The sequence below is a fragment of the Nonlabens sp. Ci31 genome (assembly GCF_012974865.1).
GTDB lineage: Bacteria > Bacteroidota > Bacteroidia > Flavobacteriales > Flavobacteriaceae > Nonlabens.
In genome coordinates, this window is record NZ_CP043633.1 from 3132050 (window position 1) to 3158985 (window position 26936).

Below are 26936 nucleotides of genomic sequence, written 5' to 3' on the forward strand. Positions count from 1 at the left end.
ATGAAAAATAGCACCAACAAATGCACGTTAGTGCTAGTTGGCAACTAGAGCCGTTCTGAGGAATTTGTTCCTTGCGGACTTAAAAACTTTTCAAAATTCTTATAATTGAACTACAAAGCCGGAATAGAAAGATATAAAAAGCTCCCTAAAAGGCATAATGATTGCAAATTGCGCGCATTTATAATGCGAGAGTGTAATCGCTACTAGATGCGGAACAAATTTGAGTTCTACCTTTTTCATTCACTTAAAACTCCCAATCCCAAGTTTCTCAGCATGACAGAGCTGCTTAATATGATTTAGTTCCAATGATGTATAGTGCTCTACTACTAGTGATGGTATAAAAGTATGGCCTGAGTTAATTTGCCCATAGTACGGTTTATTAAATCTGGCTTAAAGCCTAAAAAATTACAATGATTCCATCTAAAACATTCATTTAAAAGTACTTAAGTTAAATCACAACATAGCGGGAATAAAAGCGACAATAGAATTTAATAACAATTAGAAAACAGGGACTTTAGTTGCTATATTTATCCAATGAAAAAAACTGTATTACTTTTTTGTGTTTGCGTTATGGGATATAGCGTTATGGCACAAAGCGAGGACGTTTCTGAAATACGTCTTGCAAAAAATGAAATTTCATCAAATATTCTCGATTTAGTTATCGCAGGTTCTTTGAACGTGACTTATGAGCGAATGTTAAATAATAACATCAGTCTTGCTGGTAGCGCTACTTTTTTTGACACCTATGGGTATTACGATGCAGGTTACCTAGAATCGACTAATGCAGTTTCCTTCCGCGCCTCAGCAAACTTCTATGTCAGCAAACGCCGTCAGTTTGAAGGACTGTATTTTTACCCATTACTAAAGATACGAACAGGTGAAGTTACCAGTGATTACGACGTATATATTTACAATGATCAGGGTGATTTTGAACAAACCGACCGTCGTAATTATGATATAAGTGGCTTTTCAGCTGGTTTAGGTCTCGGTAACAAATGGTTGATTCAAGATAAATTCACAGTGACGGTTTTTGGAGAAGTTGCGAGGAACTTGGGTAAAAACTTAGAAAAGGAAAATGCAGATTTAGGTAATGTAGAGCCACGCTTAGGTATTAACTTTGGTTATCGTTTCTAATAGTTATTAAGGCAGTATTCATAATCTTAAATTTAATAAAACAGAAAAAATCCCATGCCGATAACCGAGATGGGATTTTTAAGTTTGTATTTAAATCTCTAATTGATTAGTCCCATTTAGAACCAAAGAACTTAGAACGACTTCCTTTTTTTTCTCCAGAAGAGCTGTTTGAATCAGACTCTTCTCTTTTAGGTCTAGACTCCCGGTTTTTAAAACCGCCTCCACTAGAACTAGAATCATCATTTGATCTAGAGCTGCGACCCTTAAAGCCACCACCAGAATTAGAGTCATCATCACGACGTCCTCTATGACTGCTTCCACCGCCGTCGCTGCTTCTTCCTTTAAAGCCACCGCCAGAACGGGAATCACTATCTCTATTTCCTTTATAACCACCACTAGAGTTGCCATCACGATTTCCTTTGTAACCGCCACCGCTGCTTCTACCGCGACCACTATCTCTACCACCGCGACCGCCACTATCTCTAGATTCTGTTACTACACCTTCGTGAATATTTGCTCTTATTTCGCGATTATTGCGCTCTGTACCGTTGAGTTTCTCCATTTGAGAAGCTACTTCTTCTTTTACATCCATAAAGGAGTGCGCTCCATCTAATACGATACGACCTATGTCGTTTCCTGTAATACCAGTAACATCACATACAAAGCCTAATAAAGCCCCTTTGTTCATGTCATCCTTACGACCTACATTGATAAAGTAGGTTTTCATCCCTTCTTCTTTACCTCTAGATCTAGGTTTTCTCTCGCGGTATTCACCACTATCTTCACGACCTTTAGATCGGTCATTAAGATCTGTAATAGAGTTACGTTTATATATTTTATTAAATTCTTGACTTAAGAATTTGCCAATAAGTTCTTCTTTGGTTACCTCTTCAAGACTTGCTTTAACTTCATCAAAAAGTTCGTCAGTAATCTTATTGTTTACTTCTAAATCTTTTATTCCATTAGTCCATCTTGAAATACGTTTTGCAGTAATTGCTTCAAGAGCTGGAATTTCTCCCTTGTCAAACTTTATAGAGAGTTTACTCTCCATATACTTCAATTTACGCATATCACCTTTAGTAATTAAGGCAATAGATTCTCCTTTTTTACCTGCACGAGCGGTACGACCAGAACGGTGGGCATAAAATTCAGGATCATCTGGTAAAGCAAAGTGGATAACGTGTGTTATATCTTCTACATCAATACCACGAGCGGCAACATCTGTTGCGATCAATAATTTTAGATTTTTATTTCTAAAACGTTTCATTGCAGCATCACGCTGTGCTTGTGACATATCTCCATGAAGTGCCTCAGTAGAATAACCATTGTTATTGAGCTCATCAGCCACTTGTTGTGTATCTCTTTTTGTACGACAAAAAACCACACCAAACATATCTTGATCAAAATCCAACATTCTTCTTAGAGCTTCGGTTTTATCACGTGCTTTTAATTGAACATATTGGTGAGAGATATTGTTATTTACAATTTCCTCGCGGTTGATACGCACCTCTTCAGGATTTTTCATGTAGGTATCTACAATCTTCTTGATTTCCTTTGCCATAGTAGCAGAGAACAACCAGATATTGCGACCTACGTCTGTTTTAGAAAGTATAAAATCAATGTCTTCACGGAAACCCATGTTCAACATCTCATCTGCTTCATCAAGAATCAAAAACTTCAACGCATCGAGTTTGATCTCGCGACGTTTCATAAGATCCATAAGACGTCCTGGAGTGGCCACAATTACTTGTGCTCCACGTCTGATGTCTTTGATTTGGCCCATGATATTTGCTCCTCCAAAAACGGGTACGACATTAAGTCTTCCCATTTTTTGAGACATCGCTTCTATCTGACGACAAATTTGTTGTGCTAGTTCACGCGTTGGGGCTAGAATTAATGCCTGCGTGTCTTTTGAGTTGGTATCCATTAGCTCTAGTAACGGTATACCGAAAGCTGCTGTTTTCCCTGTACCGGTCTGCGCCAGACCTATAAAATCTCCATCGTGCTTCAGCAAGATTGGAATTGCTTGCTGTTGAATCTCTGTTGGATTCACAAATCCCATTTCAGCAAGGCCGTCTAATAACGGCTGAGTAAGCCCTAAGGCTTCAAAATTTTTCAAATAACTGTTTTTAAATATTTTGCAAAAATACAACTTTAATATGAAATAGTTATCATATAAATAAATAGGACGTTAATTAACTCTGTTATAGGCTCCTGTTATCCCTTTTTGAAAATATTATGGTGTACTTTCCTTGTGGTCGCATACATTCAAAATCCATTAGAATTGGACCTTATCAAAACACAGGTTTTTTTTAAGGAATAGCGAGTTCATAGTAAAAGGAGTTATTTTTAAGAAGTTGCCGACAATAAGGAAATTTCCCTATTTTTATTCAATATGGCAACTTTCATAGGAATGGAGCATACTAATTAGTTGCGGCAAATGCAAAAAAATAAGTCTTTGTATTGAAATTTAGTTTGTAAAAAGTAAATTATAATTAGCCTTTGAGTTGTGAAACCAAAGCGAAACTGAATGAAATGTTCTCCACTTTATTGAATATTGACCAAAGATGCCTAGTATGGATTGTCGCAGATAGGTTCGCACGTAAAAATGCGCCACGAAACTAAAGAAGGAACAATTATCTTTCCAAATCACGGAAGCTCGGAAATGGGTAAAGGATTGGAAAATAAAATCCTAAAAGACGCTGGAATTAAAAGATAAGATTATGGCAAAAAAGAAAAAAATTACGATGACCGTTGAAAAACAGGTACTGGATGTTCTGCATTTCCAGCAGACTATCCGATTTTTACGACCGGACAGTCGATTTCCGAGCTGATTAACAAGGCTTACGAGGCGACCGAATTTCATTTTAAAGACGGGAAAGTAAAAATTGAACCAAGTGGTATCGGATTTGAAATTGACTTTAAGCAATTTTTCAAATTTTATAAAGTCTTAAACGCTAAGTTTCTTGCAGAAAAAATAGGAAGGAACGCTGCCTTACTTTCTCCATATGTTTCAGGTACAAAAAAACCGTCAGCGAAACAGACCGAGAAAATTTTGAGCGGAATACATCAAATCGGACAAGAATTAAGCAGATTAAATTTGTTGCAAATTGCATAGCAGAACGCAGAAGCACTTGCCACAACAAAGAAGTATAAAATAATTACTCCATTTCGGGCTTAATCGATGGTCGTTGCAAGTTTACTACAGCTGATTTTTCCTGCGGAAAATCCTCGCACTAAAACCCGCAACTAATTTTATACCAACTGTTGTGAGCCATTTGACTCAAAAACCTAGAGAATCCTATGAAAATAAAACCAAATGCTGCTTCTAATGAACTTTCATCGCCATTTTATTTAATAAATGAAAAATTTTGCTCGGATTTTGAAAATTACATGGCGAGCAAAAATGGTAAAGTAAAAGGAAATTATAATGCTTGGTCTTATCTTATTTTAGGAAAGGTATATTCACCAAAAAATTGGACTTTAACCTATAAGAAGTGAACATTCACATCAGGTAATTTATTGCTTTCTTCTAAAAGTCAGCCTTTATTAGTTCTTGCCGAATGGGAAACTGACCGAAAGGAAACTCATAATTCAGAATTTGAAATCAGGAAAAAAACATCAACAGATTCTTTGAGGAAAATTATAAATAAATCTTTATCTGATTTGGATTTATGTGACAAATATGTTTTGGAAATCAAAAAACGGCAAACCGCCACTAATTTCTAAATTGAGCATCGGAATGACAAACTAAAAATCGAAATGAGAACTGAAAAACACCATTTCGAAATATTTGATAAATTGCTAATTGAAATATAGAAAACGGCTCAAAACGCCTTGTATAAGCCATTGCTGGGTCTGTGCTCATCTGGAAAATTCTTAGGGATTTTCCGATTTTCCAGATGAGTTTTGCACTTTTAATGGTTCCTGTATGAGACACGCAACGGCCCATATACATCAAGGTTAAAGTTGTCATGTGATAAGAAAAGTGACAGTATGCCAAGAATACTTTGCTGATTTTTATAAAGCTCCAGACAAAAAAGTTTTAGAAAAGATAAGATATGTTCTGGACTTGGTTCGTTTTGAAAGACAAGTCCCAAGAGATTCTTTTAAGTATCTCAAAAACACAGACGGAATTTACGAAGCACGGGTGACCAGGTTTATAAGCTTGATACTGTTAATAAAACATATTATCGAGGATCGCAAACCCGTCCACCAGCTGGTTTTATAAGGAAATCTTGTTAATAACCTATTCTGCAAACTCGGTAAACTCGTTGATATTTTTTCTTTCAGGCAATACAGCTACTGCCTGGTTATCGTAAGTCCCTATATAGAAAAAGCCTAAGAATTCTTCTCGTTCTCCTACAGTGATGTGCTGGAACTCTGACATAGTTACAAAGTCTTTTGGCGAGCTCCAATAGCAACCGTAGCCTAAGTCATGAGTGGTCAGCCACATGTTTTGAACGCTCATACTTACCGCTGCCACTTCTTCCCATTCTGGAAGGGATTCTTTTTTATCTCTATGTTTAAAAATAAGCAGCATCGCGCTGGTAACCGCCAGTTTTTCTTGTAGTTTTTTTAGTTTTATAGAGAGTGGTTTTCCCGTCGATTTTACAAATTGATCTCCCATAAAGACTCCTAAATCAGTCAGGGCATTTCCTTGCAAGACTTTGTAGCGCCAGGGCTCTGTTTTTTTATGGTTGGGAGCCCATCTGGCGCTTTCTAAAATTTTCAAAAGGTCATGGCGAGGAATTTTTCCACCGGTATATTGGGAAGGAAACACGCTGCGACGGGACTGGATCAATAGTTCTAAGCTCTTTTTCATGTTTTAAAGATACTAGTTGTTTCGCTTTCGCGAAAGCGGAATCCAACTACATATCACAAAAAGTAACAGATTTATTATAGAGCCCTGTAAAGCTCTAGGGTTTCCAAACTTATAAAGAAGAAATCGCATTTGCAGCAAATACCCATACCTGTGCTTTATAAACAAGAATGCGCCGATTATAGCTCTTAAATTTTCAGTGGGACTACCACTATAAAGGTTCTATAAAATATTTTGTAATGTTATCTTTGCCCAGAAGACTCACCGCATAAAACTGCTATGAAACTCACTTTACAACTCGCTGCTATTTACAATCTTATTTGGGGTGCTTGGGTGGTATTATTTCCCCATCATTTTTTTGAATTGGTCGGTATGGAACCACTCAATCATCCTATGGTATGGCAAGGAATGGGAATGGTAATAGGTGTTTACGGACTGGGGTACTGGTGGGCGAGCTACAATCCTATGAAGCACTGGCCTATTGTAGCCGTCGGTTTTTTAGGGAAGATATTTGGGCCTTTAGGCTTTTTGTTCAACTATGTTCAGGATATAGTTCCTTTTGAATTTATTTTTACATTGATCACCAATGATTTTATCTGGTGGATCCCTTTTTTCTTGATACTTAAAAAAGTACATACTGATTATAAATGGAAACTTTCTTAATAGGTTTCCTTTTCAATTACCGCATTAGCATCATATATGGAGGAGTTTAAATATTTAGAAACGCACATAGAAAAATAAAGAAATGAAGAAAAAAGCACTCTTATATAGTTTTATAGTCCTGTATGCTATTGCTGGGATCATGCATTTTGTGACTCCAGAGATTTATTTAGAAGTCATACCGGACTGGTTGGGAGATAAGTTATGGATCAATTATGCAGCAGGAGTTGCCGAATTGCTGGTTGCTGGGATGGCTCTTTTTCCTAAAACTCGCCAGATAGCAGGAATGGTCACTATGGTCATGCTCCTCGCCTTCTCCATTTCTCATGTATATTTTTTACAGAATGACAGTTGTGCAGGAACCTTTTGTATTCCTTCTTGGATAGGCTGGCTGCGCCTTGTTATCATTCATCCCTTATTGATATATTGGGCTTGGAAAATATCTCGTTTATGAATTTTTTAGATCTGTTACAGCTTTTGGTAGATTTTGGACTGGTGGTTCTCATATGGATCGTACAGCTGATTATTTATCCTAGTTTTCTTTATTACGATAGTAATTCCCTAGGCAAATGGCATAAAATTTATACCGGCAGAATTACGGTTATCGTCGCCCCACTAATGATTGCTCAAATAGCACTAGCTGCATACTTGTTAGTGATCAAAGGCGAATTTGCTATTTTTGAAATCATTGCGCTTGTATTCATTTCTGTGAATTGGCTTATTACGATGTTTGTTTTTATTCCATTACACGAACAAATTGATACCGACTCTGATGATCGTAAGGTACAGCTGCGCTTGGTTTACTTCAACTGGTGGCGTGTGTTGTTGTTCTGTTTGGTGTTTATGGTGCATATGATCCATTTTATGACCACGGACTTCCAAAGTATCTAAAAGCTCTCGGACAGTCACTTTAAGGTCCATTAATTTTATGAAAAGGCTTTTTAAAATTTTATAAAGTGATGTTACCTATCTAGCCAAACATGGCGCCTTATATCAATTTAGCGAAGTTACCATACTTGAAAGGATAGTCAAGCCATCAATTAAAACTGGTGCCCTACAGGAATAAAAAAGAATTGCTAGAGCTGATGAAAGACGGTAATGACCAGCTGTGCCTAATTAGTGAAAGGTGTAAGCTCTCGCATATAACCGGCTTGAAATTAAAAAGTAGCAGTTCATTGTTGTGTGCAATGGGAGGAAATTTTCTAAATGTACCAATTTTTGGTATGTTTGAGTCAAATAGTATTCAAATGAACAAAAACACATCCATATCGCTCGGAAATTATTTTGACCAATTTGTACAAAGTAGCATAAGTGAAGGAAGGTTTAAAAATGTTAGTGAAGTCATACGCGCAGGACTAAGACTTTAAGAAGAAGAAGAAAGTAAAGTAATTGCTTTAAAAAACGCAATTCAAGAAGGAATTGACAGCGGAATAGCTCACGACTTTGATCCAAAAAAGCATCTTGAATCCCTTAAAGCGAAAAAAAACTCGAATGGCTGCATATAAATTGACGAACAAAGCTGTTGAGGATTTATCTGAGATTTGGGATTATACATTTGAGGTTAGGTCAGAAAAACAAGCTGACAAATATTAGGATGGACTAATTTCTAATGGTCAAGAAATTGCTGAAAACCCAGATTTAGGAAAAAATTACGAAGGAATATCAACGCAACTTTTCGGAATGAAAGCAAATCGACACATAATATTCTACAGAATTGAAAGCGAAAACTATATGGAAATAGCAAGAATTTTGCACGAAAGAATGGATCTTAAGAAAAGAATAACGGAATAAAAACTGCACACACATGGTATATAATTAATTGCTTGAGAGTATTTAAGCGCCTCTAAAGGATTTCCAGCAAATCCCAACAATTCCCTACTTTTTTTTGCTGTCTTAGTACACAGCAATTAACCATACCCTAAACGATAGACCAAACCTGCAAAGGCCCAATTGTGATCAACATATTCTAGGGTTCCTGTACCGGTATTGGTTTGCCCATTGATAAATAACTCCTTCCGCAAGGCGGCATATAAGTTATGGTCAGTGATTGTTTTACGGTAAAAGGGCACATTTAAGGAATAAGGTATAGCGGTAACGCGTTCTAAAATCTTGACCTTTTACAAAGCGCTCTTCTATCCTGATGCGGTGTTTGAGTTCAAAACGGTTGTTTATTTTGCTTTCCAACCCAAGGTCTTGATGCCATCGATGCTCCATAGTCGCATCATTTGCTGCACCGAATGGCTGACGGGTAAAATAAGCATAGCCTGCCTGCAGAACGATCATGGTATGTAGCGCTTGTAAGAAACGGCAGCTCGAGCTATAAATTGCTGGAAGACAGATACTAATTTATAGGTACGGCATTGAACATCTTCAGCAACGACCCAAGGCTTAGCTAGCTGTGTTTTATACATGTATTGGGACCACAGACCTGTCTCCCTAATTTTTGTTTATGACGGAGAGCAGGCACCTGACATGATAAGGCGAGAGAATACGAAGCTAATACTCCTAAAATAAATTGTGCTTTTAGAAAAGGAGTAATTTAAGGTGTTAGCTGGCATATGGAGAAACAAAGGAGTTGTTTTTTTTATTTTTTGTTGAGCCTTTATGGGCTTATTCTAGTGGGGTGTATCTCCTAATGCTAACATTTTTATAAGAATAAGCAAGTGGTACTTGTAACAAAAAACCGTGTATAGCGACTTATGTTTTCTACTAAGAAGTCTCCCTATTACTAGCCTGATAAGCTGTCAGAATAGCTGTTTTGGTATGATTTTTGCTATAGTAATATCATCTGACAAAGGATGTCAGGTCATTAATTTTTAATCTTTATTATTTAAATGAGACAACTCAAAATCACCAAGCAGGTTACAAACCGTGAATCAAAATCGCTGGACAAGTACCTACAAGACATCTCTAAAATTGATTTGATCACAGCAGAGGAAGAAGTGGAACTGGCACAGCGCATTAAGAAAGGTGATCAGAGAGCTCTTGAGAAGTTGACTACTGCAAACTTACGTTTTGTAGTATCTGTTGCAAAGCAGTATCAAAATCAAGGGCTTAAGCTTCCCGATCTCATAAATGAAGGTAACGCCGGACTCGTAAAGGCTGCAAAAAGATTTGATGAGACTCGTGGTTTTAAATTCATCTCCTATGCGGTATGGTGGATACGCCAGTCCATTCTTCAAGCACTAGCAGAGCAGTCACGTATCGTGCGACTTCCATTGAACAAGATTGGTTCCATTAACAAGATTAACAAGGCTTTTTCTCATCTTGAGCAATTGCATGAGCGTCCACCATCTCCAGAAGAACTTGCAAAAGAACTGGACATGACGGTAAGCGATGTAAAGCAATCCCTTAAGAATGCAGGTCGTCACGTATCCATGGATGCGCCTCTTAAAGAAGGAGAGACTTCTAACCTTTACGACGTTGTACGTAGTGGTGAGTCTCCTAATCCTGATAGAGAATTGATGCATGAATCTCTAACTTTAGAGATCACACGTGCATTAGAAACTTTATCTCAGAAAGAAGCAGACGTGATTTCGCTATACTTCGGTATTGGAAATCAGCAACCTATGAGCCTAGAAGAAATCGGCGAAACCTTTGACCTTACTCGTGAGCGCGTGCGCCAGATCAAGGAAAAAGGAATCAAAAGACTACGTCAGAATTCGAGAAGTAAGATCCTTAAATCCTATTTAGGATAAAACTATCTTTCTACAGTTAGTATACCAAGCGCCTCCTTAAAAAGAGGCGCTTTTTTTTTGAATAGTTTTAGTAATCGATACTGCTTTTTTATTTCTATTGAAAATACCTATCTGGTGAAGGTTGTTTTTAGACCTGCTCTTCTGACTTGTATTCTGCGTAGGTGCTGCGGTAAATAACCTATACTTGCATTCTAGGGCAAAAAGCAGATTGGAATTGGTCTTATTCCACTGTGGTTGCAACAAATGTTATCTCCACTTCTTTTTTACCCCATTGAATGGCGGCTTCTTGATCTAGTCCCATATAGATATCTATTTTCTTTTCCCATCGTTTATTCATTTTATCTTTGACTATAAAGCTACCTTCTATACCTTCAATTAGTACTACTGTGTTATGTCCTAAACCCATATCTATCAGATCACGGGATACTGCAATGGCTTTTTGGCCGGGTACTAAGGTATCACCCCAAGCTGCAAGACCTGTATTTCCTTTTTTGGTTTGGCTTTCTACAGAGTTATAGGCTGTAGAGGTTACTGTAATAGTTGTGGTGTCTTTTTGTTTTGATTCTTTACAACTTGTCAGTACGATTAAAGTAATAAGTAATACTAAAATATTTAAGTAATGGCGTTTGATATTTTCCATATTCAAAAGGTACAAAAATTCTAATAAAGTGATTTTACCTTGCAAGGCCTTCAACAGTTGTATTTTATTTTTAAACGATGGAATAAGAAAAAGCCTGCGCCCTACTCCTTTAAGTGAAACAATTTATAAGGAGTTTTAATGTTCCATTTACGATAAGTTAGAAAGGAGTTAAATAAAAAAGATGTTGGAAAAACTTATTTTACAGGGCTAACGACTAATGACTGTTGAGGTGCATTAGATGTGAGGAGCTGTATACAAATCTTTCAAAACTCCACGATTCATAGGGTTATAGGAATCATACGTCTATTTGTTAAATTATATGTTATGCGCATAGTAAGGGCATTACTACCACACACGCCTCCCCATTGCGAGCGACAAGAAGTTTTATTTTAAAAGGTTGCGTACTATTAAAATTTGATCATTTGAAAATTGCATCCATCCAAAGTCATATACCCAGTGCATGGTTTTACCTTCTTTATTTATATGTGTATGCGTGTGGTATTTAAAGGTAAAGTTTTTAGATTCGAGGAGCAATCGTTGCACTTTTAATTTAAGCTGCTTCTTACCCATAATTTCTAATAGTATGGCACGGTTGCGATGTAGAATCTCATCTAAATGAGCAGTTGCCTCTAGCGTTACCTTTCTTAAATTGATGTGATAATAATTTTTACATCTTAGCGAACAGAATATTTTATTGCTTCTTCCTATAATTTTACGACTGCAAATTTTACAAATTCTATCCTTCATTTTTTTTACCGTTTTCACAGAAAGCAACAGGTATGGTCTTTAAAAATAAATTGATTAAAACCATCTGCAAACTTAATTTCAAGGGAACACCAGAGTTTAAATAAGCTTTAAAGTCGCTCATTTTCAGTCTATTTATAAATATAAACGTTTTTAACGGTTTTCAACTCTTGTTATAGGTTTTATGTTTTTTAAAACAAAAAAAACACTGAGGTTTACTACAAAATAAGAAGTTATGAGAGCCATACTATACGAGCCATTACCGAATTCCAAACGTATTAAAGTATATATCCCTTATGATTTGACTGCGATAAGGGAACAAATAAAGGCTATGAATAGCAGTTACTGGCATAAAGATCAAAAACTATGGAGTGTGATCAACACACCAGACAATAGGCGTTTTTTAGAATCCATATTAGGAAATACGTTTAGAATAGAAAAAACAACTATGCCTAAGCAAGTGGAGAAAAGTGAGTTAAGTATAGAACAAAATGACGAGTTGCTGGCACTTCATAAAACCTTAACCTTAAAACGTTACAGCGATTCTACCATACGTTCTTACAAAAATTTATTAGGTGTGTTTTTAAATGCTTTTGCGCATAAAAACAGTAGCGACATTACTACTGCCGATATTGAGGAATACCTACACCATCTCATTGCCTCCCATGATATAAGTACCAGTTATCAAAATCAACTTATAAACGCTATCAAAGCATATTATGAACATGTCTTGGGCCGAGAACGCACCTTTTATAACATAACAAGACCCAAAAGAGCTATAGAATTACCTGATATTTTATCACGGGATGAAATAGCTGCAATTATCAAACACCCTACTAATTTGAAGCATCGTGCTATACTTACTACTATATACAGTGCTGGTTTACGTATATCAGAACTCGTTAACTTAAGAGTGGCTGACATACATTCTAAGGAAGGTTATATTTTTGTAAAAAACAGTAAAGGAAAAAAGGACCGGCACACGATTCTGGCTCATGCCCTTTTGCCTTTATTGCGTACTTATTATAAGGAGTACCGTCCCAGTTATTGGCTTTTTGAAGGACAAACTGGCGGTAAATACAGTGTGAGCAGTATTAGGGCGATCTTTAGAAAAGCGGTAGCAGGAACTAATAGCAATCCATGGGCAACCGTACATACATTAAGACACAGCTTTGCGACACATTCCATAGAAAACAATGTTAATATGAGGCACGTACAAATAATGTTGGGCCATAATTCTTCAAAAACCACCGAAATTTACACCAAAACGATTGCCATAAACAATAAAAAAGTTAGTAGTCCTTTGGATAGCTTTTAAATATGAAATATATTGCTATCTATAATGGATATATCGTCAATGACGATATCCAATTGTTCTACACCATTTGAAAAAAACATTCGTCATAGCAATATCATTTATTCTAATTTCATTCAATTCTTGCAAAAAAGAAAAGAGTGAACAGAATAACACTCTCGTGGAACAAACTGAAATTGAAACCGAAGAGAGATATTATTTTGATTGCAAAAAACAATTAATAAACGGAAATGAATATGAAGCTTGCATAAAACGTCCGGGAATATTTACTGTGAAAAATTCAAACGGACAAGTGATTTATAGTCACGAAGACAATCCATTTGATTTTAAATTTACTGATTTTAATGGAGATGGATATTTTGATATTTTAATGAATTACGTTTCAAATTCACCAGGAACTCAAGAATTGATTTTGTTTAATATAAAAACTAATGAATTTGATGCTGTTGAATTTTTTAACAGCTATCCAAGTTCGAAAAGAATTAAGGAATCAAACCTCTATTATTCCTATCACGGAAGTGGATGTGCTGATAATGATTGGGGAAGCGAATTATATAGGTTAACGGGAACAAGTATAACCTTGATTGGAAAAATAAAAGGGTTAGGTTGTTTAGAAAATGACACAAACGGAATTTACATTTACAAAGTAAATGGAACTGACGAAAAATTATTAAATTACACGAAAAGAGAACAAGGATATTGGAAAGGAAAATATGAATTCATAGATAAATATTGGACTGAAAACACCAATAAATTCGAGTAAAAAACGGTGTAGAACAACGTATATAGCTCATAGCTAAATAGTTGATTAATCGAAGTTAAGGTATATTTGCCAGACCGCCAAATTTTTAAATTTGGCTTATTGATAAAAAAAGGTAATAAGAAAAATTTAAAAATTCGGCTCGTGTTCAATCCGAAACTAATTGTTTAATTTGCACGCTACGAGCCATATACAGAGACGTTGTAGGTAATAACTGAAAAATAATTATGAGAAAGAAACCAATCCTTTTGACTCTAATACTTCTATTGAGTTTTAACTTTTCAAAAGGACAATCAATTAGTACCTTAAAAGAAGCAATTAATAAAATTTTAGTAGACAAAGATGCTACTGTCGGAATTGCAATTAGTGGAGTTAATCTTAATGATTCTCTTTCAATTAATGGAGACAAAAAACTCCCATTGCAAAGTGTATTTAAATACCATCTGGCTTTAGCTGTTTTGAATCAAGTTGATAAAGGAAAGTTTAATTTGAACGATAAAATTACAATTACCAAGGAAGATTTAAATAACAATTTATGGAGCCCTATACGCGAAGAGTATCCAGAAGGAATTGATTTGGCCTTAGCTGATATATTGAAATATACTGTTGCATCAAGTGATAATGTCGGTTGCGATTTGTTATTCAAACTTGTTGGAGGAGCTAAAGTAGTAGAGAAATATTTACATGAAGTAGGTATATCAGATGTAGCCATTGAATATAATGAAGCAACCCAACAAAGTAAATGGGAACTTCAATATATGAATTGGACAACTGCAAAATCTGCCAACCAAGCATTGAGACTTTTTTTTGAAAACTCAAAACAGCAACTATCTCTTGAAAGTCATACGTTTCTGTGGAAGACAATGAAGAGTTCTTGGACTGGAAAAAACAGTATTAGAGGTCATCTACCTAAAGAAACTGTGGTTGCTCACAAAACTGGTCATTCAGGAAAAAATGACACTGGTTTAACTGGTGCTCAAAATGATATAGGAATAATTTTCTTACCGAACGGGAAACATTTTTATTTGAGTGTTTTGGTAAGTGATTCAAAAGAGGATAGTAATGTAAATGAAAAAATAATAGCAGATATAGCTAAACTTGCTTGGGATTACTTTGAAAACAAATAAAACTACCTACAACAATTTGTATAATGCATATGCACCCTGCGGGATGCAAACGCACCATACAAGAGTCGTTGTGTTTAATGCAAAACGAAATTTAGAATTATAATGAAAATTTGGATAATATTAATTTTGAGTTTATCAATTTCTGTAATTTACGGGCAAAATAAACAACCGAAAAAATTAGGAATTGGATTTGCTGTTACCGTAAATCCGTATTTGTATGAAAATATGTCACATCCGAAAGATATTTTCTCAAATAGTGAATTGACAAACAAAATTCAGACAAACAAAATATTTCCTTATTTCTATAAACCAGATTATGGACTTTATCATTTTATATGTCTTGAAAAAAATAGCAAATATTTTAAAATACTAATTAACGATTCGGAAATTGGATTTATACCGAATAATGAAAAGTATATTTTTAAAACTTGGGAAACAATTTTAATGTCTGCTTCAGTTGCACGAATTGACAAACAAAACTTAATAAGGAATAGTCCAACAGAAAAAGATGAAAAAATTATTATCAATAGCTGTAAATATGAATCTATGAAAGTTATAGATATAATTGAACAGAATGGGGAATTTTGGATTGAAATTTCTTTTGCAACTAATTGCGAAGCATACCCGGATGATAATGCTGAAAGAAAAACTGGATGGATTAAGTGGAGAATTTTGGAAAAATTATTAGTTCGAATTCAATTACTATGTTAGAAAGCACTAAACACAACACCGTACAAAATTAATTGCTTTGGTTCTGGCTTTTTAGGAAAGTTCTCGCGGACTTTCTATTCAGTTACTTTTTATTAAGTTTAGTGCTCAACAACAGCAACTAATCTTGTACAAACCGTTGTAAAACATTTAAGAAAAATTGAGTACAGAAGAAAAAGAACCACGAGGTTACGGAATTATTGAACCAGCAATTTATGAGGAATTGAATTGGAGTATGGATTTCATTGTATCGTGTTTAGAAGTTATCCGAACTCAATTACCTGAATTGTTCTCTGAATTTCCGAAAAGCGTGAAATATGAACTTATACCTTTAGGTAATCCATTTGGAGAACCATATCCTGTAATCGGGCTTTACTCTGATAGTCCTAAAGATTTGGAAAAAATACCTGAATTTTTAGACCTTGATGAACAAGTTGACATTTGGCTGAATAAAGTTGGAATTGAGACAATCAAAAAAGACGCTGAAAAAATAAAAACTGTGAATTGGGAAACGCTGAAAAACAGAAAGCCTGAATAAAAACGATTTTACAACACCGTGTATAATTCATTGCTGGTTCTAGCCTACTTGGAAATTCCTTCGGAATTTCCTCTGGTTCGTTTTAGTTTACTAATTTAGTTGCTGCAACACGCAACGAAATCATACACAAACACGTTAGCCACAAGCTGAAAAGCCAACGCACAGTCAAGCACATTTTATTTTTCTCGTGCCTCAAAAAATAAAAAGAGCTTGCCTTTTCCCATCACTCACTCATACGGAATGATAATTTTAATACTCATTTAGTGAGTATATTTGAAAATCTGCTTACATTAGTGGACTGAATGAAAACAATTCAAAAATGAACCGAATAAAAGAGGTTTTAGAACAAAAAGGAAAAAAACAAATTTGGTTAGCTGAACAACTTGGTAAGAGTTACAATATGGTACACTCTTATGCTCAAAATAAGAGGCAACCGAGTTTGGAAGACTTATACAAGATTGCGGAAATTCTAAATGTAGAAGTCAAAGAATTATTAATCGAAAGAAAAGAAGCTAAATAAATGAGTGAAAATATATTTCTAAAAACAACAGAAAGAGGTTTAAAAGCTGGATTTATTACAATAGATGAGGTTACTGAAAGAATTACATATCATTGTAAAAGGGATTATAATACATCTTTCAAAAATCCAGAAGAAAAGGTTAGAGCAGCATATCTAACTGAATTAATTTTAGATTATAAATATCCAAAAGACAGAATTGACTTTGAGGTAAAAACAAAACCAGACAAAGATAGAATCGATATAATCATATATTCTGACAAAGAATGCTTATCACCATATCTAATTGTTGAAACTAAAAAAGACGGGATTTCAGATAATGAATTTCAAGAAGCTATCGAGCAAACATTTAGATATGCAAATTATAAAAGAGCACCTTATGCAATTGTAGTTGCTGGAAATACAAGAACAGCTTTTGATACTTCAGGTTTTAAAGCAGACGAAAGGCAAAAAAATGTTATTTCTGATATTCCTGTAAAATATGGAAAAGCACCTAAATACAAATTTAAAAAAGGAGATTCAAGCAATGATTTAATTGTTGTCTTTAGAGAAGATTTAATTAGCACTTTAAACAAGGCGCAAAGTTCAGTTTGGCAAAGTGGTAAACTTGCACCAACAGCAGCATTTGATGAAGTTTCTAAACTACTTTTTTGCAAACTAAAAGACGAAAAAGACACACCAAAAAATAATCATTATAAATTTCAAATCGGAACAAACGAATCCGAAGAAGAAGTTTATGAACGTATTTCAAAAATTTATATTGAAGCAAAAAAAGACGACCCTCAAGTATTCAAAGAAGGTATAAATCTTTCAGCTTCAATTGTATATAATGTTGTTGAGCATTTACAACAATTATCACTAAATAATATTGACCTTGACACAAAAGGTGTCGCTTTTGAGTTATTTATGAAAGACTTTTTCATAGGTAAAATGGGACAATATTTTACACCTAGACCAGTCGTAGAATTCTGTACTACTTTATTAAATCCAAAAAAATCAGAAAATGTAATTGACCCTTCTTGTGGAAGTGGTGGTTTTTTACTTTATGCTATGGATAATGTTCGCAAGTTTGCTGATGCAAATTATGATGAAATAGAAGCTTGGAAACATTGGCATTCATTTGCAGAGAACAATTTATATGGTATTGAAATCAATGACCAAATTGCTCGTGTATGTAAAATGAATATGATAATTCACGATGATGGTCACACAAATGTTATTGGTGCAGATGCTTTAGAAAACTTTAGTGAACTACAAAAACTTAATGGAGATTTTCAAGAAGACTATTTTGATATTGTCTTTTCAAATCCACCATTTGGTGCGACAATTAAGCAAAAAGAAGTTAAATATCTTGAAAATTTTGATTTAGCAAAAGATGCAAAAAAAGACACTAAAAAGACACAAAAAACAGAAATTCTTTTTATTGAAAGGTGTATCAAATTTTGTAAACCAAAAACTGGTAGAATCGCTATTGTTTTACCTGCTGGTGTTTTAACCAATACTTCATTACAAAATATTAGAAACTATATTTTAGAAAACTGTGAATTATTAGCTTCCTTTTCTTTACCAGAAAGCGCTTTTAGTCATTTTGGTGCAGGTATAAAATCTTCCGTTTTGTATTTACGCAAGTATGGTAAAAGTGAAAAGCCTAAAAAGAATTATCCGATTTTTATGAGTGTTGCAAAACAAATTGGAATTGATGCAACGGGAAGAGAAGAAAAAAATGAATTAGTAAATGATACTGACGAAGCAATTCTAAAGCAGTATAAAATTTATGAAAAGAATCCTAATTCATACAAAAGGACTGAAAATTGCTATTCAATCCAATTGTCTGATTTAAACAAAGAAGGACCTTTTAATGCTACTCGTTACGTTTGGAAACCAACTTTCAACAATCTAACAGAAAACGTAACTGAAATTGCAGATATAATTGATGTAAAAGAGAAACCATCAAAAGAGGAAAATCTATACGAAAATTACGCATTAATTAGAATGGACGAACTTCCAAATAATCCAGTAGCAATAGACAGTATTATATATTGTATGGGAAGTGAAATAGAAGGAAATCTTAAAATCGTTGAAGAAGGAGATATACTTTTAGCACGATTGGGTCCAAGTATGATGAATCGCAAAATTGTGGTAGTTCCAAAAGTAACAGAAAAAGTAAAATGTATTATTGCTTCGCCAGAGTTTATTGTAATCAGACCTCATTCAAAAATTGACAGTTATTACATTACTGGAGTTTTAAGAACAGATATGATGTTAAGATATATGTATTCTAAAACGAGAGGTGGAACACCAAGTAGATACAGATTGAGTGAAGATGACTTTAAAAAACTGGATTTTCCAGTCTCTAATAAGGTTGAACGTGAAAATAAAAGTAAAGTGTTTGAAAAAGCATTATCTACTTATGACAAAACTATAAAGAAAGCGGAAAAGGAATTAGTTAATTCACATACGATAATTGAAAATGAATTATAGCCAACGCAGGTTCAAGCACATTTATTTTTTGCCAACGCTAAAAGTCAACGCACAAAAAAATAAAAGAGCTTAAACCGCCAACGCTAGCAAGTTTGCGAAAAAAAGCCAGTGGCTAACAACGTGTATAAAACATAGCTATTACAGGCTTTCCGCAAGGTTTTTGTATATTTATAAAGTCCGCCAAATTTTTTATTTGGTTATATTTAGAAAAGAAAATTAAACATAAAAATAAAAAATTCGGCTTGTGCTAAACCTGAAAAGTTAGTGTCTATTTATACGCTACGTTTCATACACAAGACCGTTGTGCAACATTAAAAAAAAACCAGAACATTAAACAAAAATTGAATAAAATGAAAAAAAGCTTACTGATTTTAACATTCGGACTATTAACAACCCTGAATTATGCTCAAGAAAAAAACGACATTGGAACTGAAAAAGTTTGGCGTGTGAATTTTTTGAATCCTGCAATTGAATTGGAAATTCCGACAGGACAATACTCAACTTTTTCTTCGGCTCTCGGAATTGGTTATGGTGGAGGATATCCTGATTTGACTTTTGGAGGAAGTGGATTTATTTACATAATTAGTCCATTCGCTGATTTTCAACAAAAATGGTTTTATAACTTAAATAAGAGAAGTGGAAAAAACCGAAACACGGAAAATAACTCTGGAAATTTTGTTTCGTTGAGATTTATAACTCGTGGAAATTCAATAGCGGAAAATGTAAACCGAACTTCTGACTTTGACTTTGCTTTTGGACCAACTTGGGGAATTCAAAGAAAATATGGAAAGAATTTTCATTTACTTTTTGACGTTGGACCACAATACTATATTGACACAAACGGAAATGGGAATATTTGGCCAATTATGTTACAACTGAATTTAGGATTTGACCTGAAAAAGAAATAAAAACGTTGCACAACACCGTGTATAATTAATTGCTTGGTTCTCGCCTACTTACGAAAATCCTCACGGATTTTCTATTTGGTGTTTATTTACTAAATTCCGTGCATAATCACGCAACTAATCATACACAAACACGTTGTGCATAATGCGGAAAATCGTGCTAAACATCAACATTTGAACTAAAAAAGCCAACGCGCAAACAGCACATTTATTTTTTTGCCAACACATCTTCCAACGCAAAAAAAATAAAAGAGCTGTTTTTTTGCCAACGCTTGACATAGTTAATTAAATTCGTGAACTGAATAAATCCTATTGGAATAAATGAATATTGAAAGCATATTAAATAGTAACGAATACAAATGCAAGTTAAGTGAACATCTTACATCTTTACTAAAAAGAACTAAAGCATCAGAAACAGAGGCAACTACATCTTTTGCATTCGAATCTGAAATTTACTTTTTTGTAAGAACTGTTTTTAAAATAGATATAAATTTTAAAAAGGAAGAAAGCCAATCTACTCTACGACACAAATTTGTTGGAAGAATGGACGCAGTTTGCAATAATTTAGTCATCGAGTATAAAAGACTTGGAAAATTAGACAAGGAAAAAGATAAAGATAAAGCTACCGAACAACTTTCCGAATATTTACTACAGCTAAAAGAAGAAGACGGAAATGAATATCACGGTGTTTTAACCGATGGTATTAAAATTCGTTACATATATTTTCAAGAAGGAGAATTACACTCAACTTCATTCAAAAATATTGATGAAGATGATTTAGATAAAATTGTTCAATCATTAGTAGACTTAAATAACAAAAAATTTGTACCAAAAAACATTGTCGATGATTTCAAGTTAAATTCAAGAAACGGATTAACAGCAGAATTGGCAAACTATTTATTTAAAAGCTTAAATGAAAAAAAGTCAGATAAAACTTCTATGCTTTTTCAAGAATGGGAAGTCTTATTTCATTTGTCTGAAACAGACAAAGGACAAAATGATGATATTGTTAAAAGAAGAAAAGCACTTGGTAAATTATTTGGAACTACAATTAATGATAGTGAAACGGACTATAAAGCGTTGTTTGCTTTACAAACTACCTATGCAATAATTGTTAAACTAATAGCTTGTAAAGTTGTTACGAAAATTGAATTTAATAAGGATATTGAATATTTCTCTGACCTTTCAAATATAGATTCTGACACCTTACGTCAATTTATTCAATATATAGAAAATGGTTATGTATTCCAGACAGGAGGAATAAGAAATTTACTTGAAGGAGATTTCTTTTCTTGGTATTGTGATGAAAATATATGGAGTGAAGAAGAATCAGAAATACTTCTAAAAATCATTCACATTTTAGAAGGTTATTCTATTTCTTTTTACAGACACGGTTATAGCACAATAGATATTTTTATAGACTTGTATATGGAAATTATGCCATCTCAAGTAAGACATAGTTTAGGCGAATACTTTACACCTTCTTGGTTAGCCGATTATGTTGTTAAACAAAGTAAAAGTCTAGTTAATATTGAGGACTTTACTGCGATTGACCCTTGTTGTGGTAGTGGAGTTTTTGTAATGGCTCTTATAAGAAATATTATCGCAAAAAAAGACATAATAAGTCTTTCCAGTTCTGAAAAACGAGAATTGCTATATTCAATATTGGAACGAGTCAAAGGTGTAGATATAAATCCGTTGTCAGTTTTAACTGCCAAAGTTTGCTTTTATCTATCTATAAAACCATTGATTAATAATGATGATATTGAAATTCCAATATATTTAGGGGATTCTGCCAACATTCCAAATAAAGTAGAGATTGGTAATTCATTATGCTACGAATATATAGTAAGCACAAAGCAAGAAAATATTCAAGTTCTTCTACCTAGTAAATTTGTGGAAAGCAAAGACTTCTTTTCTTTAATGAATCAAATACAAGCTATTATAGAAACAGAAGATTCAGAACTCGTTTATAATAAGTTTTTACAAAATTTTTCTACAACTGATGTTAACGATGAAATAAAAGAATATATCAAATCATTATCAGAGCAACTTGTTAGGCTTCATAAAAATAATTGGGATGGTATCTGGATAAGAATTGTTGCTAATTTTATGTTAGTTGCAAGAATTAAAAACATTGATATAGTTATTGGTAATCCACCTTGGATTAAATGGGAATTTCTTCCACAAGCATACGCAGAAAAAATAAAGAGTTTATGTTTAGATAGACATTTATTTTCTGGTCAGACTTATATGGGAGCTATTAGTTTAAATATTTGCGCTTTAATAGCAAATGTAACAGCATCCACTTGGTTATCAAAAAATGGTATACTTGCTTTTCTAATGCCACAAACTTTAATGACACAAGATTCTTATGCTGGCTTTCGAGATTTTTATTCAGATGTAGCTTCAAACAAACGAATGTATTTACAAAAATTAGATGACTGGACAAAATCAGGAAATCCATTTGTTGATACACAAGAAAAATTTATGACTTATTACTACAGCAATGATTTTGTAGATTATTTTGAAGATGGCATTCCAATTACCGTTTTCAGTAAGAAAAGAGGTGTTAAAATTACTGATATAAATACTAAACAAACTTTCAATGAGGTTAGTAATGCTTTTGAAAAAACTTTTTCAAAAGCGTTTCAAATGGATGAAGAAAGAACAGGTTACACAACTTTTCAAGAAGAATATATTGATAGAAAGGATGATTTTAGTTCAATAATCGGAAATTGTTTTTATAAAGCCAGAAGTGGTGTCGAATTTACGCCAGCAGAAACATATTTTATAGAACCAACAAACAGTATTGACGAAAAAGGTTCGTTTATGTTTTTACCTACAAAATTCAATAACTCGAAGTATAAATCAATGGTTTCATTACCAGTAAAATTAGAAACCAAATTTATAAAGCCCGTTATTAAAGCACCAGAAATAATTCCTTTCGGTTTTAAACAAAACAATAATTATTGTGTATTCCCATATTCAGACAATGAAACCGTTTCTATTGAAGTGGACAAATTAATTGAGGAGAGTCCAAGCCTTTTCAAATATTTATCGACAAATAAGTCATTAATAGGAAAACAATCAAAACGAAGTTTAACCATTTCGAGAGGTAAAGCTTTTTACTCACTTTCAAAGGTTGGTAAATATACTTACTCGCCTTTTAAAGTAACATTTAGAGATAATACAAAGTTAAGTGCTAGTGTTGTTTCTAAAGTAACTACACCTTGGGGAGAAGAAGTAATGCCAATTTGTGCTAAACATTGTCCTTACATCAGTAAGACTAAAAAAGGAAGAGATATAACAGAGGATGAGGCATATTTTTTATGCGGAATTTTGAACACACCTATCGTGAGAGATTATTTTAAATTCACTTACAGTACTAGGTCTTTTAGTATAAATTTCAATATTAAAATGCCAGAATATGACAATACAAACAAATATCATAAAAAAATAATGCTTTTAGCTAAAGAGGCAACAATCAATAAACCAACACCGAAAATTTTTAAAGAGTTAGAAGATAACTACTTGAATTTATGTAGAGAAATAAAAATCATAGCGGAATAGCCAACGCTCAAAGCCATACACATTTCCAGTCGCATCAGCCAACGCGCCACCAAAACTGTAAAAGAGTATGTCTTCTGCCAACGCTAGCAAGTTTGCGGAAAAGCACTATGCACAACAACGTATATAGCTCATAGCTAGATAGTTACATAAACGAAGTTAAGGCTTATTTGCGAGGTCGCCATATTTTTAATTTGATTATATTTATAAAAAAGTTAAAATATAAAAATTAAAAATATGGCTTGTGCTCAACCGAAAGGAAACAGCTAATTTACACGCTACGAGCCATATACAAGACCGTTACCACACATTAAAAAAATGAGACTGATACTAATTTCAATATTCTGCATTTTGACCCAAATTGTCCTTGGACAGAAAACGGATGGAGTGAATTTTGACTATGTGGAAAAAATCGACCAAGAATGGGATTCAACTGCGTATAATGGTTCGCTTAAAATGAACAAGATTGAAATTCCTTATTCTCAGATGACAGAAATGGAAATCAATTTTGATGATACAGTCAAAGCAATTATAAAAGAAGAAACTGACAGACAATTACGAAATTTAAAGTTGTTGTATGCGGATGAAGGAATTTCGAAAAATGCAACGGCTAAACTGACTAATCAAACTTGCTATAGATTCGGTACTGCTACTCTTGCCGTTTTTGAACATTCAGTTGACTTTGAATACACTAAAATCATAACATTATTGATTATTGACAATGATGAACGTCTGCTTTATTCAAGGTCTAATAAACTAGGACTTGAAATGGAAATTAAAAGCGTTTGGAAAGCAGATGAAGAATACTTGATTTATGGAACTTCAAAAGGAAACCCTGAATTTAATTGTGGCGGGAACTTTAAGCTAATTTTTAAAGGAGACGAAAGGATTATAAAGTACTCCTATTGCGAAGAAAACAATTAAAAAGAACGTGTGGTAACACTGTATATAGCAAATAGGGCGTTCGGTGGTTTAAGAAAGTCCTGTGGTTATTTGAAATACCGCCAAATCGTTGATTTGGCTTTTAAAATGAATAAGTTAAAAACAAAATACAACGCTTTGGCTCAGTGCAAAATTGAAAGGTTATCGCTTTCTACTGCCCTACTTGCCATATACTAATCGTTACAAACAATATGAAACAAACGCTACTACTTATATTAAGCATTACGTCTTTCAGCTATGGACAGACCAAATATGATGATTTCGACAAACTAATTTCAGAAGCAAATAATTTTAGAACTGATGAAATTTATGAACAAGCGATTTTAAAATACAAAGATGCACTTGAGATATTAACACCGAATTCAAGCACACCATTTTTCAATCTATCCGAATGTGCATTGAAGTTAAAGAATAATAAATTAGCTGATGAATGGATTAGAAAAGGAATTTCAGAAGGTGGAGCACAAATGGAATATTTGAGAAAATATAAAGGATTTAGTGATATTCAAAATGACGAGTTTTATCAAACTATTATTAATGACTATAATAATTTAAGGCAACAATATTTTTCAACTATTAAGAACATAGATGTTTACCTTGAAATAGAAGAATTAACAGCAAGAGACCAATTCGTAAGGAAAATTGACGATTATATTAGTGGTAGAACTGAAAAGGATATGGAAAATGCAATGAAAGGCTGGCAAGTTGCAAAAGAAAAGAATGATACTATTGCTGCGAAAAAATATCAAAAATTACTTTTTCCAAAACCAAATAAAGAATATAAAGAACTACAAAATGAATTAATGCGAAAAGTGGACTCTCTGAATATTGAGAGACTTATGGAAATTATAAAAGAACACGGTTGGCAAGAAAGAGCCTGGATAATTCTTTGGCATCAAAGAGGAAATCACGACGAGGATAATTACGTATGGAATTACTTCAGACCTTTAATAAACAAAGAAATAGAAGAAGGAAAATTAAGCAGGAGTTTTTGGTCAGCTTTTGACCAATTCAAAGAAATGATGAATAGTGGAAATATGGGAACAATTCAAATCGGAGAAAAGCCAAAAGAAACAATTAAAGTAAAAGAGAAAAAGATAAAAGATTAAATCCGAACAAATACTGTTTGTAACACCGTGTATAATTAATTGCTTCGTTATAGCCTACTTACGAAAATCCTCGCGAATTTTCTATTCGGTTTTTATTTACTAAATTTCATGCTTAACCACGCAACTAACCATACACATCACGTTGCCACCAATTTGAATGAACATCAGAAATCCAATATATATTTTCAGTATTATAGTCTTTCTATTCGGAATTTTCATACTCTTTATTATGGGATTTTGGGGAGTTGGAGCAATACTTTGGTTATTCGGAATTTATTCAATTTTAATATTAACAAGTTTTATACTTAAAAAATTTAAAGTCAAATACAGACAAATTATTGAATGGACTTTAATATTTGTTTACGTCCTTTCTCATACTTTGTACCATTTAAATTGGGACGTTGGAAGTGAAATTTATTTTGCCAATGAAAATCAACCATTTGTTGGAAAAAATCAAAGTTTCATAATAGTTTTCGGAATAGAAAAACAACCAAAACTTGAAAGTAATTATTTTACAAACAATAAAATACTTATTCCAGAAAATGGAATTTTACTTACTTCTTCAAAAAAGGAAACATTTAAACATAGATATAGATTTCCTGTAGTTGGTAGTGGAGAAAAGTTTTCAGCGACTTACTTTGAGCAATATAATTGTTACGGAGTAAAAAATTACAAATTTAATTATGTTGTTGGAACAATTAGTGACTTGGGAGAAGTTGATTATAGATACAGAGATTCAATTGGAGATTTAATTTGTGAAAAACTCAAAAATGAAGATTTTAAAAACAATCTAAAAGTAGGTTATGAAACCGGAAATTATCTTAACCAAAAAGAGGTTTTAATAAATTATCAGAATTTGACTAAACTTCCAAACGGACTTTTAGAGTTGAGAAATCTTGAGTATTTAAATTTACATTCTAATAAACTGAAAGTATTTCCTAAAAGTGTTTTAGAGTTTCCGAAACTAAAAAGACTGACAATTGGATATAATGAAATTAAAACAATACCTGAATGGATTGGCGGAATTAAAAGTTTAGAAAGTCTTGCAGTAAATGGAAATGATTTGACTTCAATTCCTGATACGTTATTGACTTTACCGAAACTAAATTATTTGCTAATAAGGGAAAATGATTTTAACGAAATGGAAATAAAAGAAACAATTGAAAAGTTTAAACAAAAAGGAGTGAAAGTCCAATATGAATAGAAAACTGGTGGCAACACCGTATATAATTTATTGCTGGCTTCTCGCCTACTTACGAAAGTCCT

At 33.5% G+C, this 26936-nt stretch carries 25 protein-coding genes and 2 pseudogenes; 21 read left to right on the forward strand and 6 right to left on the reverse strand.

Annotated elements, in window-relative coordinates:
* Positions 1 to 534 precede the first annotated feature (534 nt).
* Entirely contained in the window at positions 535 to 1134 is a 600-nt protein-coding gene (locus F0365_RS13820) for a DUF3575 domain-containing protein (protein ID WP_169934239.1), read from the forward strand.
* Between the two features lie 106 nt (positions 1135 to 1240).
* On the opposite strand, the gene F0365_RS13825 is transcribed toward F0365_RS13820, so the two are convergent.
* Positions 1241 to 3253 (reverse strand): DEAD/DEAH box helicase, encoded by a 2013-nt coding sequence (locus F0365_RS13825; RefSeq protein ID WP_169934240.1) that lies wholly within the window; start codon positions 3251 to 3253, stop codon positions 1241 to 1243.
* 462 nt (positions 3254 to 3715) lie between these two features.
* Here F0365_RS13825 and F0365_RS13830 point away from each other — a divergent pair, with 462 nt between their 5' ends.
* Together F0365_RS13830 and F0365_RS16585 are read left to right on the forward strand one after the other, a co-directional pair.
* Positions 3716 to 3853 carry a type II toxin-antitoxin system HicA family toxin gene (locus F0365_RS13830; protein WP_262889011.1) on the forward strand — a complete coding sequence of 46 codons (138 nt, stop codon included), beginning with the start codon at positions 3716 to 3718 and terminating at the stop codon, positions 3851 to 3853.
* Positions 3854 to 4437: 584 nt separating this feature from the next.
* Positions 4438 to 4635: a hypothetical protein gene (locus F0365_RS16585; RefSeq protein ID WP_240961680.1), complete on the forward strand. Its 198-nt coding sequence runs from the start codon at positions 4438 to 4440 to the stop codon at positions 4633 to 4635.
* Between the two features lie 748 nt (positions 4636 to 5383).
* Here the strand turns inward: F0365_RS16585 and F0365_RS13840 are convergent.
* Complete coding sequence (locus F0365_RS13840) at positions 5384 to 5959, reverse strand: nitroreductase (RefSeq protein ID WP_169934242.1); 576 nt, start codon at positions 5957 to 5959, stop codon at positions 5384 to 5386.
* 276 nt (positions 5960 to 6235) lie between these two features.
* On the opposite strand from F0365_RS13840, the gene F0365_RS13845 reads away from it, so the two are divergent.
* The 5 genes and pseudogenes from F0365_RS13845 to F0365_RS13865 all read left to right on the forward strand — a co-directional run bounded on the left by F0365_RS13845 (position 6236) and on the right by F0365_RS13865 (position 8407).
* Positions 6236 to 6619, forward strand: a complete 384-nt coding sequence (locus F0365_RS13845; protein ID WP_169934243.1) for an alkyl hydroperoxide reductase — start codon at positions 6236 to 6238, stop codon at positions 6617 to 6619.
* 82 nt (positions 6620 to 6701) lie between these two features.
* Positions 6702 to 7070 (forward strand): hypothetical protein, encoded by a 369-nt coding sequence (locus tag F0365_RS13850; protein ID WP_169934244.1) that lies wholly within the window; start codon positions 6702 to 6704, stop codon positions 7068 to 7070.
* A complete protein-coding gene (locus tag F0365_RS13855; RefSeq protein ID WP_169934245.1) occupies positions 7067 to 7507 on the forward strand; it encodes a hypothetical protein in 441 nt (146 codons plus the stop codon). The genes F0365_RS13850 and F0365_RS13855 overlap by 4 nt, the downstream gene beginning before the upstream one ends.
* A gap of 356 nt (positions 7508 to 7863) precedes the next feature.
* Positions 7864 to 8121, forward strand: a pseudogene (locus F0365_RS13860) (type II toxin-antitoxin system ParD family antitoxin).
* Positions 8108 to 8407: pseudogene (locus F0365_RS13865) on the forward strand (type II toxin-antitoxin system RelE/ParE family toxin). The pseudogenes F0365_RS13860 and F0365_RS13865 overlap by 14 nt, the downstream one beginning before the upstream one ends.
* Positions 8408 to 8668: 261 nt before the next feature.
* Here F0365_RS13865 and F0365_RS13870 read toward each other — a convergent pair.
* Entirely contained in the window at positions 8669 to 8899 is a 231-nt protein-coding gene (locus F0365_RS13870) for a DUF2490 domain-containing protein (protein WP_169934246.1), read from the reverse strand.
* A 551-nt stretch (positions 8900 to 9450) separates the two neighbouring features.
* On the opposite strand from F0365_RS13870, the gene F0365_RS13875 reads away from it, so the two are divergent.
* Positions 9451 to 10314, forward strand: a complete 864-nt coding sequence (locus F0365_RS13875) for an RNA polymerase sigma factor RpoD/SigA (RefSeq protein WP_101014111.1) — start codon at positions 9451 to 9453, stop codon at positions 10312 to 10314.
* A 220-nt stretch (positions 10315 to 10534) separates the two neighbouring features.
* On the opposite strand, the gene F0365_RS13880 is transcribed toward F0365_RS13875, so the two are convergent.
* The 3 genes from F0365_RS13880 to F0365_RS16685 form a co-directional block, all read right to left on the reverse strand.
* Positions 10535 to 10954 carry a 3D domain-containing protein gene (locus F0365_RS13880; protein WP_169934247.1) on the reverse strand — a complete coding sequence of 140 codons (420 nt, stop codon included), beginning with the start codon at positions 10952 to 10954 and terminating at the stop codon, positions 10535 to 10537.
* Between the two features lie 384 nt (positions 10955 to 11338).
* Positions 11339 to 11701 carry a hypothetical protein gene (locus F0365_RS13885; protein ID WP_169934248.1) on the reverse strand — a complete coding sequence of 121 codons (363 nt, stop codon included), beginning with the start codon at positions 11699 to 11701 and terminating at the stop codon, positions 11339 to 11341.
* Positions 11691 to 11822 (reverse strand): hypothetical protein, encoded by a 132-nt coding sequence (locus F0365_RS16685; RefSeq protein WP_262889012.1) that lies wholly within the window; start codon positions 11820 to 11822, stop codon positions 11691 to 11693. Before F0365_RS16685 ends, F0365_RS13885 begins: the two co-directional genes overlap by 11 nt.
* Positions 11823 to 11933: 111 nt before the next feature.
* Here F0365_RS16685 and F0365_RS13890 point away from each other — a divergent pair, with 111 nt between their 5' ends.
* The 12 genes from F0365_RS13890 (at position 11934) to F0365_RS13945 (ending at position 26874) form a co-directional block, all read left to right on the forward strand.
* Positions 11934 to 13016 (forward strand): tyrosine-type recombinase/integrase, encoded by a 1083-nt coding sequence (locus tag F0365_RS13890; protein WP_169934249.1) that lies wholly within the window; start codon positions 11934 to 11936, stop codon positions 13014 to 13016.
* Positions 13017 to 13173: 157 nt separating this feature from the next.
* Positions 13174 to 13776, forward strand: a complete 603-nt coding sequence (locus F0365_RS13895) for a hypothetical protein (RefSeq protein ID WP_169934250.1) — start codon at positions 13174 to 13176, stop codon at positions 13774 to 13776.
* Between the two features lie 224 nt (positions 13777 to 14000).
* Entirely contained in the window at positions 14001 to 14900 is a 900-nt protein-coding gene (gene bla / locus F0365_RS13900) for a class A beta-lactamase, subclass A2 (RefSeq protein ID WP_169934251.1), read from the forward strand.
* 102 nt (positions 14901 to 15002) lie between these two features.
* Positions 15003 to 15611, forward strand: a complete 609-nt coding sequence (locus tag F0365_RS13905; RefSeq protein ID WP_169934252.1) for a hypothetical protein — start codon at positions 15003 to 15005, stop codon at positions 15609 to 15611.
* 157 nt (positions 15612 to 15768) lie between these two features.
* The gene (locus F0365_RS13910; RefSeq protein WP_169934253.1) at positions 15769 to 16146 is read left to right on the forward strand and encodes a hypothetical protein; all 378 of its coding nucleotides are present in this window, start codon (positions 15769 to 15771) and stop codon (positions 16144 to 16146) included.
* A 319-nt stretch (positions 16147 to 16465) separates the two neighbouring features.
* Entirely contained in the window at positions 16466 to 16666 is a 201-nt protein-coding gene (locus tag F0365_RS13915) for a helix-turn-helix domain-containing protein (RefSeq protein WP_169934254.1), read from the forward strand.
* Positions 16667 to 19144 (forward strand): N-6 DNA methylase, encoded by a 2478-nt coding sequence (locus F0365_RS13920; protein ID WP_169934255.1) that lies wholly within the window; start codon positions 16667 to 16669, stop codon positions 19142 to 19144.
* A 350-nt stretch (positions 19145 to 19494) separates the two neighbouring features.
* Complete coding sequence (locus F0365_RS13925) at positions 19495 to 20052, forward strand: hypothetical protein (RefSeq protein ID WP_169934256.1); 558 nt, start codon at positions 19495 to 19497, stop codon at positions 20050 to 20052.
* A 318-nt stretch (positions 20053 to 20370) separates the two neighbouring features.
* Positions 20371 to 23622, forward strand: coding sequence for an Eco57I restriction-modification methylase domain-containing protein (locus tag F0365_RS13930; RefSeq protein WP_169934257.1), 3252 nt, complete (start codon positions 20371 to 20373; stop codon positions 23620 to 23622).
* A 315-nt stretch (positions 23623 to 23937) separates the two neighbouring features.
* Complete coding sequence (locus tag F0365_RS13935; protein ID WP_169934258.1) at positions 23938 to 24543, forward strand: hypothetical protein; 606 nt, start codon at positions 23938 to 23940, stop codon at positions 24541 to 24543.
* 209 nt (positions 24544 to 24752) lie between these two features.
* The gene (locus tag F0365_RS13940) at positions 24753 to 25670 is read left to right on the forward strand and encodes a hypothetical protein (RefSeq protein ID WP_169934259.1); all 918 of its coding nucleotides are present in this window, start codon (positions 24753 to 24755) and stop codon (positions 25668 to 25670) included.
* A gap of 229 nt (positions 25671 to 25899) precedes the next feature.
* Entirely contained in the window at positions 25900 to 26874 is a 975-nt protein-coding gene (locus F0365_RS13945; RefSeq protein ID WP_169934260.1) for a leucine-rich repeat domain-containing protein, read from the forward strand.
* The last annotated feature ends 62 nt before the right edge of the window (positions 26875 to 26936 follow it).